Annotated in this window: 14 protein-coding genes, 1 tRNA gene and 4 pseudogenes; 5 read left to right on the forward strand and 14 right to left on the reverse strand. The window is 60.3% G+C overall.

What is annotated here, in order from left to right; all coding sequences use genetic code 11:
• Positions 1-14: 14 nt before the first annotated feature.
• Positions 15-371, reverse strand: a pseudogene (locus tag ACP15W_RS20880) (transposase); the annotation flags it as partial.
• 232 nt (positions 372-603) lie between these two features.
• Here ACP15W_RS20880 and ACP15W_RS20885 point away from each other — a divergent pair.
• Positions 604-876, forward strand: coding sequence for a hypothetical protein (locus ACP15W_RS20885; RefSeq protein ID WP_424934793.1), 273 nt, complete (start codon positions 604-606; stop codon positions 874-876).
• Between the two features lie 163 nt (positions 877-1,039).
• On the opposite strand, the pseudogene ACP15W_RS20890 reads toward ACP15W_RS20885, so the two are convergent.
• Positions 1,040-1,580, reverse strand: a pseudogene (locus tag ACP15W_RS20890) (transposase); the annotation flags it as partial.
• A gap of 69 nt (positions 1,581-1,649) precedes the next feature.
• On the opposite strand from ACP15W_RS20890, the gene ACP15W_RS20895 reads away from it, so the two are divergent.
• Positions 1,650-2,678 carry an IS110 family transposase gene (locus ACP15W_RS20895; protein ID WP_424934794.1) on the forward strand — a complete coding sequence of 343 codons (1,029 nt, stop codon included), beginning with the start codon at positions 1,650-1,652 and terminating at the stop codon, positions 2,676-2,678.
• Positions 2,679-2,974: 296 nt separating this feature from the next.
• Here ACP15W_RS20895 and ACP15W_RS20900 read toward each other — a convergent pair whose 3' ends face one another.
• On the reverse strand, positions 2,975-3,523 hold the full coding sequence (locus ACP15W_RS20900; RefSeq protein ID WP_424934795.1) for a helix-turn-helix domain-containing protein: 549 nt from the start codon (positions 3,521-3,523) through the stop codon (positions 2,975-2,977).
• Positions 3,524-3,785: 262 nt separating this feature from the next.
• Here ACP15W_RS20900 and ACP15W_RS20905 point away from each other — a divergent pair, with 262 nt between their 5' ends.
• A complete protein-coding gene (locus ACP15W_RS20905; protein WP_424934796.1) occupies positions 3,786-4,022 on the forward strand; it encodes a hypothetical protein in 237 nt (78 codons plus the stop codon).
• 335 nt (positions 4,023-4,357) lie between these two features.
• Here the strand turns inward: ACP15W_RS20905 and ACP15W_RS20910 are convergent, their stop codons facing one another.
• From ACP15W_RS20910 to ACP15W_RS20955, 10 genes and pseudogenes are all read right to left on the reverse strand, one after another.
• On the reverse strand, positions 4,358-5,119 hold the full coding sequence (locus ACP15W_RS20910; RefSeq protein ID WP_424934797.1) for an SDR family NAD(P)-dependent oxidoreductase: 762 nt from the start codon (positions 5,117-5,119) through the stop codon (positions 4,358-4,360).
• A gap of 18 nt (positions 5,120-5,137) precedes the next feature.
• Positions 5,138-6,124, reverse strand: a complete 987-nt coding sequence (locus ACP15W_RS20915) for an acetamidase/formamidase family protein (protein ID WP_424934798.1) — start codon at positions 6,122-6,124, stop codon at positions 5,138-5,140.
• Positions 6,125-6,159: 35 nt separating this feature from the next.
• A complete protein-coding gene (locus tag ACP15W_RS20920; protein ID WP_424934799.1) occupies positions 6,160-6,873 on the reverse strand; it encodes an ABC transporter ATP-binding protein in 714 nt (237 codons plus the stop codon).
• A complete protein-coding gene (locus tag ACP15W_RS20925; protein ID WP_424934800.1) occupies positions 6,866-7,585 on the reverse strand; it encodes an ABC transporter ATP-binding protein in 720 nt (239 codons plus the stop codon). The genes ACP15W_RS20920 and ACP15W_RS20925 overlap by 8 nt, the downstream gene beginning before the upstream one ends.
• The gene (locus ACP15W_RS20930; RefSeq protein WP_424934801.1) at positions 7,582-8,661 is read right to left on the reverse strand and encodes an ABC transporter permease subunit; all 1,080 of its coding nucleotides are present in this window, start codon (positions 8,659-8,661) and stop codon (positions 7,582-7,584) included. The genes ACP15W_RS20925 and ACP15W_RS20930 overlap by 4 nt, the downstream gene beginning before the upstream one ends.
• The gene (locus tag ACP15W_RS20935) at positions 8,658-9,530 is read right to left on the reverse strand and encodes an ABC transporter permease subunit (protein ID WP_424934802.1); all 873 of its coding nucleotides are present in this window, start codon (positions 9,528-9,530) and stop codon (positions 8,658-8,660) included. The genes ACP15W_RS20930 and ACP15W_RS20935 overlap by 4 nt, the downstream gene beginning before the upstream one ends.
• An 87-nt stretch (positions 9,531-9,617) precedes the next feature.
• On the reverse strand, positions 9,618-10,859 hold the full coding sequence (locus ACP15W_RS20940) for an urea ABC transporter substrate-binding protein (protein ID WP_424934803.1): 1,242 nt from the start codon (positions 10,857-10,859) through the stop codon (positions 9,618-9,620).
• A 49-nt stretch (positions 10,860-10,908) separates the two neighbouring features.
• The gene (locus ACP15W_RS20945; protein WP_424934804.1) at positions 10,909-11,535 is read right to left on the reverse strand and encodes an ANTAR domain-containing response regulator; all 627 of its coding nucleotides are present in this window, start codon (positions 11,533-11,535) and stop codon (positions 10,909-10,911) included.
• The gene (locus ACP15W_RS20950; protein WP_424934805.1) at positions 11,532-12,692 is read right to left on the reverse strand and encodes a transporter substrate-binding domain-containing protein; all 1,161 of its coding nucleotides are present in this window, start codon (positions 12,690-12,692) and stop codon (positions 11,532-11,534) included. The genes ACP15W_RS20945 and ACP15W_RS20950 overlap by 4 nt, the downstream gene beginning before the upstream one ends.
• 363 nt (positions 12,693-13,055) lie before the next feature.
• Positions 13,056-13,258, reverse strand: a pseudogene (locus ACP15W_RS20955) (IS5/IS1182 family transposase); the annotation flags it as partial.
• Between ACP15W_RS20955 and tnpC the strand changes: the two are divergent.
• Positions 13,253-14,203: pseudogene (tnpC, locus tag ACP15W_RS20960) on the forward strand (IS66 family transposase); the annotation flags it as partial. The pseudogenes ACP15W_RS20955 and tnpC overlap by 6 nt on opposite strands.
• Positions 14,203-14,337: a hypothetical protein gene (locus tag ACP15W_RS20965; RefSeq protein ID WP_424932273.1), complete on the forward strand. Its 135-nt coding sequence runs from the start codon at positions 14,203-14,205 to the stop codon at positions 14,335-14,337. The pseudogene tnpC and the gene ACP15W_RS20965, both read left to right, overlap by 1 nt.
• A gap of 366 nt (positions 14,338-14,703) precedes the next feature.
• Here ACP15W_RS20965 and ACP15W_RS20970 read toward each other — a convergent pair.
• Positions 14,704-14,780 (reverse strand) — tRNA-Met (locus ACP15W_RS20970).
• Positions 14,781-14,828: the final 48 nt, after the last annotated feature.

Genomic DNA, 14,828 nt, shown 5'->3' on the forward strand with positions numbered 1-14,828 from the left:
GTTTTCACGGTCTAGGAGTCGATCACGCCCGCGCTCGGACTGGCTTCCCGACCCTCAAGCTCACGCGTCTCCATTGCCAGCGCGAAACGGATCGTCTGCAACAGTCCGCTGTCGCGCCAGTCGTAGAAATATCCCTGCACCGTCGAGACCGGCGGAAAGTCTTTCGGCAGCATCCGCCACTGGCAGCCGGTCGATGCGATATAGAGGAGTGCGTTCATCACTTCGCGCAGATCCGTGGTGCGCGGGCGCCCCAGCCGGTTCGGTGGCGGCATAAAAGGTTTGATCAAAGCCCACTCGCGATCCATCAGGTCACTTGCATAACGCGGGCATTCCCGCCGATACACATGGCGAGCGGCTTCAGTCCAAGGCATTCGAGGCTCCGTTCAGTCTGCAAACCGCACGGAATCACAACAGACTGAAGACGCTCAACTCTTTTCCGGGCGGGCTCTTAGGGCCGAGGCGGGGCTGCTATCGATTTCCAGCCGTTCCTGCGACCTAGGCGACTTGTCTCTGACTGGGGAGACCAGCAGAAAGGAAATCCGTCCGGGCTAGAACCACACGATCCGCTCCTCCCGCTCGAAGTCCGGCAACGCGTTTCATCACATGTTCTACGATGCCTCCGGCGGCATTGCCGGCACGATCCGTACCGATGGCGCCGGCTCTACCATGTTCAACACAACGCCTGATGAGCGCCTGCAGACTGACCGGCAAAACTCCGAACAAGGTCCGATCCTGGCCGCCATTCCGGTGCATGACTTCGCCCTGTTCGACCGGTGCTGCCGCGGTTTTTCCTCGACCCAAGCCATGCTCGCCGTACTGCCCGAAGCCGTCACGCGCAGAGAGGGCGCGCCCGGCGATCCGGGCTTCGTGCCCTAGTCGATTGATCCGGACCTGTAGTGCCGCTGCTGGTCCGCGAGGTGTAGTTGGTGCGTGCGCGGGTTGCAGAACTGCAGGCAGGCGCGACGGTCAGACACTAGGGAGGGCGGCAGGTCTGCCCACTCGTGGCTGCCGCTCTTCTCCTTATACCAACGCCACCTGATCAGAACTCGTACGCCCATTCGCGGAGGCCGATGGAGCGAATGCGCCACGGTTGGTCCGTGAGGGTTTTCCAGGCATCGCAGCAGTGATCGACGATGTCTTCATAGCTCTTGAAGATCCGGTTTGAGAGATGATTGTCGCGCAGGAATTGCCGACGTTTTCGACCGGTGAGGAGCGTGAAGAAAACAGTCCGGGGGACTGTTTTTAGCGACGCAAGGTTCCGGGGATCGTGGCGGCAGTGGCAGAAGGGTGATGTTCCCCGGGACTTTCAGCTTGGCGGACATGTGCCAGCCGGCCTGGTCGAGAATGAGCACGGCGTGAGCGCCCTTGGCAACCTGGGTGCTGATCTCTTCGAGATGCGCTTGCATGGCGGGCGTATCGGCATATGGCATGACGAGCGCCGCGCCTTTGCCGCTCTCCGGGCAAATGGCGCCGAAAATGTAGGCCGATTTCGTGCGCTGATCTTTGGGCGCTGAGGGCCGGGTTCCCCGGCGGGCCCATCGTCGGGTGATCTTGTTCTTTTGGCCGACCCGACATTCATCTTATGGGATGGTTCGCCTCCTCCCTTGGCGGATAGTTCGAAGCTCTCGGTTCTACAGGAGGACAAGCTCATGACAATTCGACAGATCGGTATCGATATCGGAAAGAACACCTTTCACGTAGTCGCCCTCGGCCCGGATGAGCAGATCGTTCTGAAAAGGCAATTCTCGAGGTCGCAACTGATCCGGTTTTTCGAGGGCCAGGGCAACGAGGCTCTGGATATCGCCTTCGAGGCATGTTCGGGCGCGCATTGGCTGGCGCATAAGCTGATCCAACTTGGTCATCGCGTGCGGCTACTCACGCCCGAAAGCGTGCGCCCTTTCGCAAAGGCGCAAAAGAACGACTGGAATGACGCGCTTGCGATCGCCGAGGCCGCGCGGCGCCCCGGGCGTCATGCCGTCGGCGTCAAATCCGAAGAACAGCTCGACATGCAGGCGCTGCATCGGGTGCGACAGCGTCTTGTGACGGCGCGCACCGCAGTCATCAACCAGTTGCGTGGCCTGCTGCGAGAACGTGGGCTTGTCATACCGTCCGGTCGATTTCGATTCGAGCGGTGTGTTCATGGCAAACTGCTCGCGGGTGATGTCGAACTCAGCCCAGTGTCGCGCACGCTCTTTGAGACGCTGATCGTCGAATACAGAGCATTGGACGACCGGATCTCGCGAATTGACCACGATCTGGAAGCCTTTGCCCGGTCGAACCCTGTCTGCCAGGCACTGCTGCCAATACCCGGCATCGGAGTGATCGTTGCGACCGCCCTTTTCAGCGCGGTCGCCAATGTTTCGGACTTCAAGACCGGCAGGGATCTTGCCGCGTTTCTCGGGCTGGTGCCGCGACAGCGCTCGACTGGCGGGAAGACAGTCCTGCTTGGCATCTCCAAACGCGGAAACAGTTATGTCCGCACCCTGATGATCCACGGCATGCGGTCAGCGTTTTACAACCGGGAAAAGCGAACGAACCGCATGACGATGTTCATGAAACGCCTCGCCGATCGAGGCATGCACACCAACAAGATTGTGGTGGCCAGCGCCAACAAGGCGGCGCGCATCATCTGGGCCGTATTGTCGAAGAACACACCCTTTCAGCCGTCCGCTGCCTGAGGCGCTCGGCTGCATGACTTGCGAGGAGAAATCGATGGCGTCGCGGATCTGATCGGATGCGCAGCCTGATGGTTCCAGTAGACAGGAGCCCTGCGGCGTCTGGGTGCGTCAAACCTGGTGGTGGCAGGAGATCCGGAAATCTGGTCGTCTTGTAAGGAAACGCATCCCAGCGGCTCCCATCGTGGCCAAGGCGATCGCCGCCCTCGAACAGGCCGGATACGCTGAAGCAAAGTCCGTCTGGGTGTCAGCGTTTCTCCTTGCAAACCGGAGGCGAACCATACACTGCCACCACAATTCTAAAGGCGTTCCAAGCGAGAGGCGTTTGCGGATCTCCTCCAGTTTGGCCGGCAGACTTTTTTAAACTCCTCAATAGCTTCGGAATTCTGCGCATAGTGGCGAGGGCGGGCCGAGAGTTTGCGAAACCCCATCGCTCGCAGCTCGTTTCCCAGCGCCTGTCGGCTGATCGAGATCCCGAATTCGTTCCAGACCCATTGCGCCAGATCGACGAGCCGCCAGCGCACAACCCCATCAAGATAGGGCTTCGGCCCGGCATCCACGGCAGCGGCAAGCGCCGTCCGCTGCGCGGCGTTCAAGAGCGGAGCCCGGCCAGGAGCCTTGCGGTCGAGCAGCCCGTCAGGCCCCTCGGAATTGAACCGCACTACCCAATCACGAACGATCTGAAGCGTGACGCCGCCCATCTTCGCAGCCTCGCCACGCGAGCCGCCCTCGTAAATCGAAGCCAGCGCCAGCAGCCGGCGCGTCTGCTTCGCACATCGGCTCGTTCTCGCAAGCCTTCTCAAGTCGTCTGCGACATAGTCACTTCGAAGTTCAATCGCTGCCGCCATACCCGTCCTCCCTTTGGCGACGACGGAATCACGAAAACCGACCAGAGGGAATCTCCAAAATGAGTCAGCTGCTTGTGGCGTTTGTATTACTCCCGCCGGGGTTGAGCGTGCGCTGAAGCTCGACAGGAGAACTCCTATCCAAGTACTTCTGAAGCTTGGCCGACTTGCCGCTCGTCCGCGATGCCATGGCGATCGGAGCCGCCCTTCCGCTGGTCTTCAGCACACTGATCCAACGCCTCAAAGTATTTTGGTGGAGACATCAATGAGCCCCATCGGAGCCATCACCCATATCGTGATCCACTATTCCGCGACATGTCCCGACCAGGAAATTACCGCCGCCGACAACGACCGGATGCACCGGGCCCGCACACCGCCATTCCGCTGCATCGACTATCACTGGTTCATCCGCAGGGATGTAACCGTCGAGGCCAGTCGCCCCGTGGCCGAGCAGGGCGCGCGCGTTCTTGGCCAGAATGCTGGCAAGATCGGCATCTTCTGATCCGGCGGGCTGGAGCGGGCAAGCAGGAAGCATGTTAGCGCCAATAATATGACGCCGGTGCAGAAGACGAGCCCCGTCCGGCTGGTCCGGGAAGTGTTGGAGCGGCATCCGGACGCAATGGTCGTCGGGCATCGCGATCTTGCGCCGCCGACCCATAGTCCGGACTTCGATGTGATACCGCGGTAGGCGGAGGTCGCGACTGGCAGTAAGGCAGAAGATCACAGCCTTACCGCCTGGGTCGCTGTTCTCCGGCGTTCCGTCTGCTGCTTACTCGGTAGCCCAGACATAGATGGGCGATGCAGGGCTCACCCTGCCGGCGGAACCGGGCATCGACATCAGAACTGAACACCCTTCGTGAGGGCGCCATCGATCACGAGGTTGGTCCCAGTAGTGAAGCTGGACGCCGGACTCGCGAGGAAAACCACGCCCCGGGCGATCTCCTCCGGTTTCGCCATTCGACCGGTGGGGTTCAGCGCCAGCGCCTCAGCATAAAGGTCAGGCATGTTGGTTTCAATGTTCTGCCAGATGCCGCCGTCGAAATAGGTGTTCCCCGGCGAAACGGTGTTGGCACGAATTCCCTTAGCCGCCAGCTTGAAGGCCATGCCCTGCGCATAGTGAACTATGGCCGCTTTGAAAGCGCCATAAGCGGGGCCGGTGAAGTCAACCTCACGACCCGAGACAGAGGAGACAAGCGTGATCGAGGCCGCCATACTTTTTTCCAGCCATGGCATGGCGGCGTTCACCAACCGGACTGAATGCATCATGTCCGTCTCGAACCCGGCATGCCAAGCGGCTTCGTCATCCGCCACGGCTAAGGCCGAGACGTTGCCGATCACGATATCGATTCCGCCGAGCGCCTTGGCCGACCTTGCAACCCAAGCTTCAAGCGCGGCCTTGTCCGACACGTCGACTGCAGTGCCATGCGCCGTAGCGCCGGTGGCCTTCAGTCTTGCGACCACCGCGTCAACATCGGCGCCGGTGCGGGCGCAAATTGCGACCGACGCCCCTTCGGAGGCCAAAATTTCAGCGCATCGCAGCCCGATACCCTTACTTCCGCCAGTGACCAAGGCGCGCAGCCCTTTGAGGCCTAGATCCATGTTCTATAATCCCTGAAATTACTTGAGGTACTTTTTCTCGATCCCGGCGGCGAGGCTGTACTTGGGATCGACCATGTTTCCAAGCCGCACCTTCCCGCACATCGTCAGCAACATGTAGGCGTCGGATTCCGATTGACCGGTTTCGGCGGCGACCCAACGAACCAGCTCGCGGTAGGCGATACGGGCGGCGTCCTCCATCGGGCGGGCGGACCCGATGAACATCATCTTGTCTTCGGTTTCAAGCTGCGGCCAGCCATTGCCGTGGCCCTTGATCAAGTCAACATGGATTACGACCGTTGCCGGAATTTCCAGCGCCACGCCGCACAGCTCTCCATCGCCCTGGATCGCGTGGCAGTCGCCAAGATAGAGGTAACCACCATCGGTGTTGACCGGCAAATAGATGATAGACCCCGGCGCCACGTCGGGCACGTCCATGTTGCCGCCATAGTAATCCGGTTGAAGTGACGAAATCGCCTCGATCTGCGGCGCGGTGCCGATGGTACCGATGAACGGTTCGTATGGCAGGGTAAGCGTGTCAGACCAGTGCACGCCGTCTTCGTCGACGACGACCTTTTTCACCTTTTCGGGCAGCGGCGGGTTCAACAAGGCAGTATCGCCCGTCGCCACAAGCCCACCGAATTCCGTCAGCATGCACGTGGTGCCAACAGGCTGCGGTCCGCGCGGCGTTATCGAAACGATGCGCACCGCAAGCGCATCCCCTTTTTCCGCGCCCTTGACGTATATCGGACCTGTCTGTGGGTTGAGAAACGGAAAGTTCAGCAGGGACGAAGGATTGTCCACTACCTTGGTGATCGCGCCCTCGAAGGCGTCGTGGGTTTCCACGGTGACGACGGCGCCTGGCTCGACCTCGAGAACGGGCGTGGCATATGGGCCATAAACGTAATGAAAAGTGCCCTGATCCTCAATCGTGATCTTGTGGCCTGCGCCTTCGACGCCTTTGGCGACGCCCCTTCGCGCCATGATGGATGTACTCAGCCAAGACATGTTCTTGCTCCTCTTGTACTATTTTTTGGGGTTGGTCAGATGGTCAGATACTTGCGGACTTCGTCGCGGGACCGGATTTCGTCAGCCCCAAGTTCGGCGACGATGCGGCCCTTCTCCATCACATAGCCACGTTCGGCGAGCGACACGATAAGATCGAGGTTCTGTTCGACCAGGAGCACCGACACACCGGTTTCCGAGTTCAGGGTTCGCACGTTGCGCGCGATGTCCTTTATGATCGAGGGCTGAATGCCTTCCGAGGGCTCGTCCAGCAGCATCAGACCCGGGTTCCCGATCATGGCGCGGGCGATGGCCAACTGCTGTTGTTGCCCGCCTGAAAGCGTGCCGGCCCGCTGGCGCGACCGTTCCTTAAGGATCGGAAAGAACCGATATACCCTGTCGTAATTTGGCGAACCACGCCCGCGCCCCGCGACCTCTCCGACCATCAGGTTTTCGCGGATGGTGAGTTCGGGAAACACCTCGCGGCCTTGCGGGATGTAGCCAATGCCATTGCGTGCGCGCAGGTCGGCCCCGTCCGCCGTGGCGTCGCGGCCCTGAAAATGAATCGTCCCGGCGCTAGGCTTCAAAAGCCCCGTTAGCGTGCGCATCAGCGTGCTCTTCCCAACACCGTTGCGGCCCACTACGGCGATGATTTCTCCTCGCGTGATGTTCAGGTCGACCCCCTGCAGCACGGTTTCGCCGCCATAGCCCGACCGCAGGCCCGAAATGTTGAGAAGCGGTTGATCAGACATCGGCTGTCCCCAGATAAATTTTCTGCACCTCCGGATGGTCGATGATCTCGGCAATTGTGCCGCTAGCAAAGATCGACCCGAAATGCAGCACTGTGACGCGTCGCGCGATCTGTTCCACAAAGGCCATGTCGTGTTCGACCGCCAGGATGGTGATGCCTCGACCGTTCAGATCGTGCAGCATCTCGCCGGTCTTGCGCGTCTCGTCCGGGGACATGCCTGCGGTCGGCTCGTCGAGCAGCAGCAGCTTGGGTTCCACCCCCACCGCCATGGCAATTTCCAGCCATTGCTGCTGGCCGTGCGACAAAGTTCCGGCAGGCGTCATCTCTTCGCTGCGCAACTCCGTGAAGTCGAGCATTTCCCGGACCGTCGCGCCGAGGCTCTGACCGTGCAGGTGGTCCTGAAAGGCCACCTCGAGGTTCTGACGCACCGACAGCGCCTTGAAGATGCCCGGAACTTGAAACTTGACCGAAATGCCGCGCCGGATGCGCTGGAACGACCGCAGCCCGGTGATGTCGCTGCCGTCAAAGGTAATCGTGCCGGCATCGGGTGCATGTTCACCCAGCAGAAGCCGAAAAAAGCTCGACTTGCCCGCACCATTCGGCCCAATCAGGCAGTGCATAGCCCCTGCGGAAAGGGAAAAGTCGATAGAGTTGGCGACGACAACGCCGCCAAAGGCCTTTCGCAAGCCCTTTACCTTAAGGATCTCGTTCATGATCTGCTGCTCTTGAAGATGCGGCCTAGCAGGGTCATTGCTCCAATGATCAGGCCCTGCGGAGCGACCAGAACCGTGACCAGAAGCAAGGCCCCCATTACGACCAGCGCATACTGGCTACCGTAGATGGTCAAAGACTGGAAACCGGCTAGCACCACAATTGTGCCAGTCAGCGTGGCAGTGATGTCGCGCCGCCCGCCTACCGCGACCCAAACAATTGGCAGCGCAGCCGAGGTCAACCCCATGCTTGAAGGTGTGATATATTGTCCCCAAGCGGTATAAAGTGCGCCCGACAACCCGGCAAAGGCGCCGCCGATGGCAAAGGCCAGCGTCTGATAGAGCCGCACGTCATAGCCCAGCATCCCCACCCGGTGCGGGTTTTCGCGGATTGCCACCAGCACGTTGCCGAACGGGGAATTCAGCATGATACGAAGGCCGAGGTAGCACACCACCACCAGCCCTAGCAGCAGATAATAAAGCGACGGACCGGGATACAGGACGATGTCGCCGTCAATCCACGGCAGCGTCAGTGGTGGCATCCCGGACATGCCGTTGAACCCGTTCAGACGCGCCTCGCCAATGCGCCATTGTGGTCCGGCAGTCTGAGCCATGAAGGTTTCCATCACCAGCGTCACTGACAGTGTCACAATGCCGATGAACACGCCCTGAATGCGCCCGTAGAACATGAAATAACCGATCAAAAGCGCGAACAGCCCGCCAATTGCCACCGCCAGCACCAGTGCCACAATCGTCAGCCCGTAGGCCGCGCCAAAGTTCAGGGTGATGACGCCATAGGCATAGCCCGCAAGGCCAAAAAACGCGGTTTGACCAAAGCTCAGCGCGCCAGTATAGCCCCAGACCACCCCCAGCCCCATCGCCATGAAGGTCCATATCAGGAAGTAGGCGGCATTGCCCACGGTCCAGGCATCGGCCATCAGCGGATAGGTGGCGGCAGCGGCGACGGTTGCGACAACCACAGCCCAGAAGGCCGGTCCGCGCCCCATGGTTTGCGGCCCTTCGAGGCGGGCCAGGAGGCTGCGGACTCGGCCACGCTGTGCAGTCTCAGAGGAGATCATCGGGTGGTTCCCTTGAGCCAGCCCGAAAGACCTCCGGGCAAGATGCGGATGACAAGGATGACAGTAACGAGAAGGCCGATCTGGCCGAACAACTGGCCGTACCAGGCTGTCAGCCCCGCCTTGATCATCGCCAGTATCGCAGCGGCGGGGGCGGCCCCCACAAAGATGTCGGCTCCCCCGACAACTACGGTCACAAAGCTTTCAACGATAAAGGTTGCGCCCATAGTGGGCACCATCGTCATGGTCGGGGCATAGAGCCCCCCAGCCAGCCCCGCCAGCGCCGCTCCCAAGCCAAATGTCAGCCCATAAATTCGCCCGGTGTTGACCCCCAGTGCATGGGCCATCTGCGGCTTTTGGATCGTGGCGCGGGCGATCACGCCGAACCGGCTGTGATAGAACAGCAGGTACAGTCCGCCCAGCAACCCTAGCGCACAGGCCATTAATACAATGCGGTAGAGCGAATAGGACCGGCCGCCAACGTCAATACTGCCGAGCGGGGTGCCGACTCCCTGCATGGTCGACCCGAGCACGATCAGCACGCCCTGCGTCGCGATCAGGCTGATGCCCCATGTGGCGATGATCGAATCCAGAGGTCTTTGGTACAAATGCCGGATCACCAACCGTTCGACCACCACGCCGACCGCTCCTGCGACCAATGCGCCTGTCAGGATGGCCAGCGGTAGTGGCAGACCGGCGCGCGCCGCGCTGGCAGTCACATAGGCGCCGCACATGATGAATTCGCCGTGGGCAAGGTTGATCACCCCCATCATGCCGAAGATCACCGCCAGTCCAGCACAGGAGATCACCAGAAAGGCGAAGGTGTCGCCGAATTGATAGAGCATGGCAAAGACGCTCTGGAACAGGGCCATAATCGTTGGTCTCCTGGGGTGTGTAGGGCAATGGAATGGAGTGCCGGGCGGAACGGGACGCCCGGCAAGTCAGCAAGGCTCAGCCGCTCATTGCGCAGGGGGCGGCGAGGACGGCGTGTACTGGGCGCTGGGGTCGCTCTGGGTCAGATCGCAGCCCGCATCGCCCAGCCAGTAAGGCGCGATGTCATCCCAGACCTCGGGGAAGCTGATAGAATGATCCTCGTTCACTTTGGCCAGATAGATCGTGTGCGACATGTGCTGGCTTTTCGGATCAAGGCAGACCTCGCCCGAAGGCCCGTCAAAACAGACATCGCCTTCGGCCATAACCGCGCGAATGGCGTCATGGTCTGTGGTGCCTGCCCGTTCAACCATCTGCTTGTAAAGGTTCATTGCGATATAGGAGTTCGCCGCTTCCTGGTTGATGTACGGTTCATCCGGGAACATCGCGCGGAACCGTTCGACGAAATCGTTTGACGCGGGGCTATCGATTTCCTCGATGTAGTTGGTCGTCACGAACATGTCGGCGAGACTAGGCGGCGTGAACCGCTTATGCTCGTACCCTTGGCCAACGTTCACGGACGACGCCATCGGCAGGCCGACATTGGCCGAAGCCGCTTGTTCGTAATACGATGCCTGCGCCGCCCCGACGAGCAGCGTCACGACGAAATCGGCCTCGGTAGCTTGGATATTCTGGATGGTCTGGCCGAACTGCGACACACCAAGCGGGATGAATTCCTCGCCAATCATTGTGCCGCCGTTTTCTTCGACGATCTGGCGCACCCACTCGGCCGAGATCTGGCCAAAGTTATAATCCGCTGCCAATGTGTAGACGTTGGGACCGTACTCTTCCATCATCCAGGGGATCAAGGTCGAGAACTGCTGTTCCGGCACCGCGCCCGTGACAATCATATTGTTGTCGCAGACGCCGCCTTCGTATTGGTTGTTGTAAAAGGCTAGCCCGTCGAACTGGTTGACGATAGGGCGATACGCCTCCCGCGAAGCCGAGGAGAACCCGGCAAAAACCACGTCGACCTTGTCGGCCTGCAGCACCCGGCGCATGAATTCCTGGTAGCGGCGGTTGTCGGACTGGGTATCATAGATGACCAATTCCACCGGGCGTCCGTCAATGCCACCTGCGTCGTTGATCTCTTTCGCGGCCAGTTCGATTGCATGAACCTTGACCATGGTGGCGGCGGCAAAATCGCCGGACTGGTCTTCCAGAACGCCAATCCGGATGGGGCCATCCTGAGCGAACGCGGGGGCCGCGGAGACAAGCGCCAGGGCTGCACCTGCCATCAGTCCGGCGAGGGTCTTTCGGTTGCGAGTCATTGGTCTCTCTCCACTATTGCTTGATATGTCAGGGTGTTCGATGTGCCGATCAGTCCGGTCTTGCCGCGCGCCGTTGGCCGAGCCCGGCATCCTTTGCAGGATTGGCGCCATGTTCGATGGTATGTCGCGCCATGTCCTCCATTGGAATTCTGCGCTGCATGGCTTCGCTCCGCAGCCATTCATAGGCATCCTTTTCGGAGAGGCCGCAGCCGGTGATGAGTTGCATTATCGCCTTCGTCACAATGCGCCGTCCAGCCAGACGCCGGTTGAGCGCTTGCACTTCATTCTTGTGGCGAATTCGCTCGGCCTGTTCGTTCACCGCCAACAGCAGCGCGGTGAAGATGCCCGAACTGCGCACGGGTTTCAGGATATGGCTTGCCGCGCGGTTCTGGATGACCCGAGCCAAACGGCTGGGCGCCTCGCTGCCGATCAGCGCGATCAGCGGGAGATCCGCGACAACTGCGGGGTCCAGCGCTGTATCGCTGCCATCGTCGGCGTCGAAGAAAACTACGTCAAAGGGCAGCGGTGCACCGCCGCAATCGGGCGGCGTCCGAACCACCGTAACCTCCAGCCCCAGCTTTTGTAGCGTCCGCTGCAATGTCTGACAGCTACTATCGGGCGCCATGATCACCAAGGCCCGCAGTCCGCGGAAGTTTTTCTGGATCGCCCTGCTCATTGAATCAAACGCAGGTCGGGGCTGTCGCTGTCGCGTGCGTCAAGGGTCCAGGTCAGATAAGGGTCCGGACGCAACGCCTCGGGATGTTCCATTACAATGTCGAAACTGCCGTCTTTGCGTGACCTCCCCATGCGCGGACGCATCCAGCAATGCAGGTTTTCTCCGTCCACCGTCACCCTGCCCTGAGGGGCGTCGAATGTCAGATCGCGCACCGCTTCGCGCACCGCCTCAAACTCGGTGCTCCCGGCGCGCTCGGCGGCTCGCGCCAAAAGGTGCACCGCTACATAGGCTGCTTCCGCATCTGCCGACGCCTGCCCAATTTGCCCGAACCGCGAATTCCACAGCGCGACGAACCGACGGTTTTCGACCGAGGCTATTGTCGAGAAATAGACGGAAGATGACAGATGCCCCGCCGCCGCATCGCCCAACTGTGGCAGTTCGACCTCGGACAGGCTGCAACTCGCGGCAGGCATATCGCGCGGTTGGTCGATCCCGGCCGCCTCGGCCGCAGCGCGCAACATCTTTAGAAAAGCGATACCGGATTGCCCGATCAGTGTCGTGAACACGAAATCCGGCCGGTCCCGGATTATTTGGCTTACCACATCGCCCAAGTCGGTTTCTCCGACGGCGAAATACCGTTCACCCATGACTGCGCCCCCCGAGGCGGCAATCGCTTCGCGCAGAATGCGGTTGTTTTCCCAAGCCCAGATGTAGTTCGATCCGACCATCCAGCCGCGATTTCCAAACCGCCGCAACAGGTGTCGTGTCAGTGGAACGATGTGCTGGTTCGGTCCTGCGCCGCTGTAGACGATATTCTCGGACGTCTCGAACCCTTCATAGTGGGACGGATACCAAAGCAGCGCATCTGCCTTTTCGAACAGTGGAAGCACTTCCTTGCGGCTGGACGAGGTGTAGCAGCCGACGACATGCTTCAGCTCGTGGTCCCGCAGCAATACCCGTGCGCCCTCGACATAGCCTGCAAGACTTCCGGCAGGATCTATTGCCACGGGCTTGAGGGTCACGGACTGCTCAGGACAAGCATTGATTTCGTCCAAGGCCAGTTGTGCGCCGGCACGGATGGCGCAACTCACAGCCTTGTAGGAGCCGCTCTGCGAAATCAGCAAGCCTAAAGGGAGTTCCAGTCGCTGTTTCATCATCACCCAGACATGAAAATGCCCCTGACAGCATGTTTGCTGCAGAGGCTACGGTGCCAGTCGCTTTTCGCGGGAATTTGTCTTTCGAACTGCAGCGGTCTCGTCATTGAGCCCATGGCCGCATGAGTCCGAGCGTAGAGCGCGGTCGAGTAATTTGGCAAGCAAATTGGGGACTGGATATCTTCGGAAACGAGAAGACTGCACACAAAAAGCGCAGGTTGCGCTATGTCTTGTTCTTTCACAGTGCACGTTATTAACTTAGCAGACCGTTCAAGAAGTCTGCTGTGCGGACGGTTTCTCTAAAGCAGTAGCTCGATGCAGCCTGGTTTGCGAGCAGAGTCCGAGAAGCCACTTTCCTGCTCCGGTCGCGAGCAGTTTCAGCAATCTAGCCAAGTTGCAGGCCCCCATTGCCAAGGTGAGGCGGACCTGTACGTACTCGTTGCCGCGAACCAGGGTCCGCGCCATGAAGCTGACGGTTTTGGCCCAGCCGAAAGGTTCCTGGATCTTCTTCCGGTGCCGTTTTGATTTGGCGTAGCCGCATGCCGGGTGGTTCTGCCGTCAATGGCAGCACCCTGGTGGACTGGTGCGGCCGGACGATGAAGGTGCTAGAGCCCGTCATCACGTGGACCGAGGCCAACATCATGGCAAGCGACCTGCTCCATGCCGATGATACCCCGATCCGGGTGCTCGACCGGTCCCGCCGATCCGCCGGGCTCGGCAAGGGTGTGAAAAAGGGCCGGATCTGGGCATATATCCGCGATCAGCGGCCCTGGGCTGGAACGGCTCCGCCCGGCGCGGTCTATTACTTTGCGCCAGACTGGAAGGAAGATCACGTCAGCCATCATCTCAGGCACAGCAGCGGCATTCTCCAGGCCGATGGCTACAAGGGCTATGCCAAGCTTTACGTCCCTGGACCTGATGGCGGTCCCCAATTCCGGGAAGCTGCGTGCTGGGCGCATCTGCGCCGAGATTTCCACGACGTCTGGACCACGACAAAGTCCGAGATCGCCCGCGAGGCGCTCGATCGGATCGGCAAGCTCTACGACATCGAGCGCGAAATCTCCGGGCAATCTGCCTAAGCTCGCCGCAAGGCCCGCCAAGAGCACAGCAAGCCAAAGGTCGAGGCTTTCAAGGCCTGGGCCGAACAGCAGCTGACGCGCCTCCCCGGCAAGGGCGATCTCGCGAAGGCATTCCGCTATGGGCTGAGCCGCTGGCCCGCATTCTGCCTGTTCCCGGACGACGGGCGCGTGGCGGTCGACAAAAATTGCGCCGAGCGTGGCCTGAGGCCAATTGGGATCGGAAGAAAAAACTGGCTCTTCGCCGGAGCCGACACCGGCGCCGAGACCCTCGCCCGTGCCATGACACTCATCGAGACCGCCAAGATGAACGGCCTCGATCCCCAAGCCTACTTGGCCGACATCCTCGACCGGATCCATGATCACAAGATCAACCGTCTTGACGAACTACTGACCTGGAATTGGACGCCCGTTGCTCCTCGGGTGGAGGCTGCCTGATGGCGGCGATCGCCCATTTCAGAACTGTCTGTCATGTCGCAGAAATGCTCGGCGAGGACCCCGAACTCTCCGAAGCTATCGTCGAGAACGACGACAACCTCACACCGGGCAGGACGCGTGCACCACAGCCCTGACCGACAACGGGCTCAAAAAACTGAAGGATATGCTCACCAGGGCCAGAGCTTCAGAGACGGAATGGCGCAACTTCCTCCGGGACTTCGTCGGCAATCCGTACATCATCGAGCGTGTCAAGAGCACACAGCCGATGTGAGATCCGGGCGGTTACGATCGGATCGTGCTGACGACCTCACAAGAACGGGGTAGGCCGATCATCGACCTTCAAGGCGACCTTGCAGGAATCCTGTCGGTCGCCGCAGGAGTTGGCAAGTCTGCCCTATCGGGCGAGTTGTCTGAAATAATCCCAGACGAGGGCGAGGCGTTGGTTGCGGGAGGGCGATCTGAACGCCAGTCACCGGATACAGCCAATGGCTGCGAGGCTTTGGTTGCGGGGACAGGATTTGAACCTGTGACCTTCAGGTTATGAGCCTGACGAGCTACCGGGCTGCTCCACCCCGCGCCATTTGAAAGTCTGGTTGACTTTCTGCGCTTTGGCACGGTTGTTTTT

Origin of the sequence: Amaricoccus macauensis, from assembly GCF_049800915.1 — a bacterium.
GTDB lineage: Bacteria > Pseudomonadota > Alphaproteobacteria > Rhodobacterales > Rhodobacteraceae > Amaricoccus > Amaricoccus macauensis_A.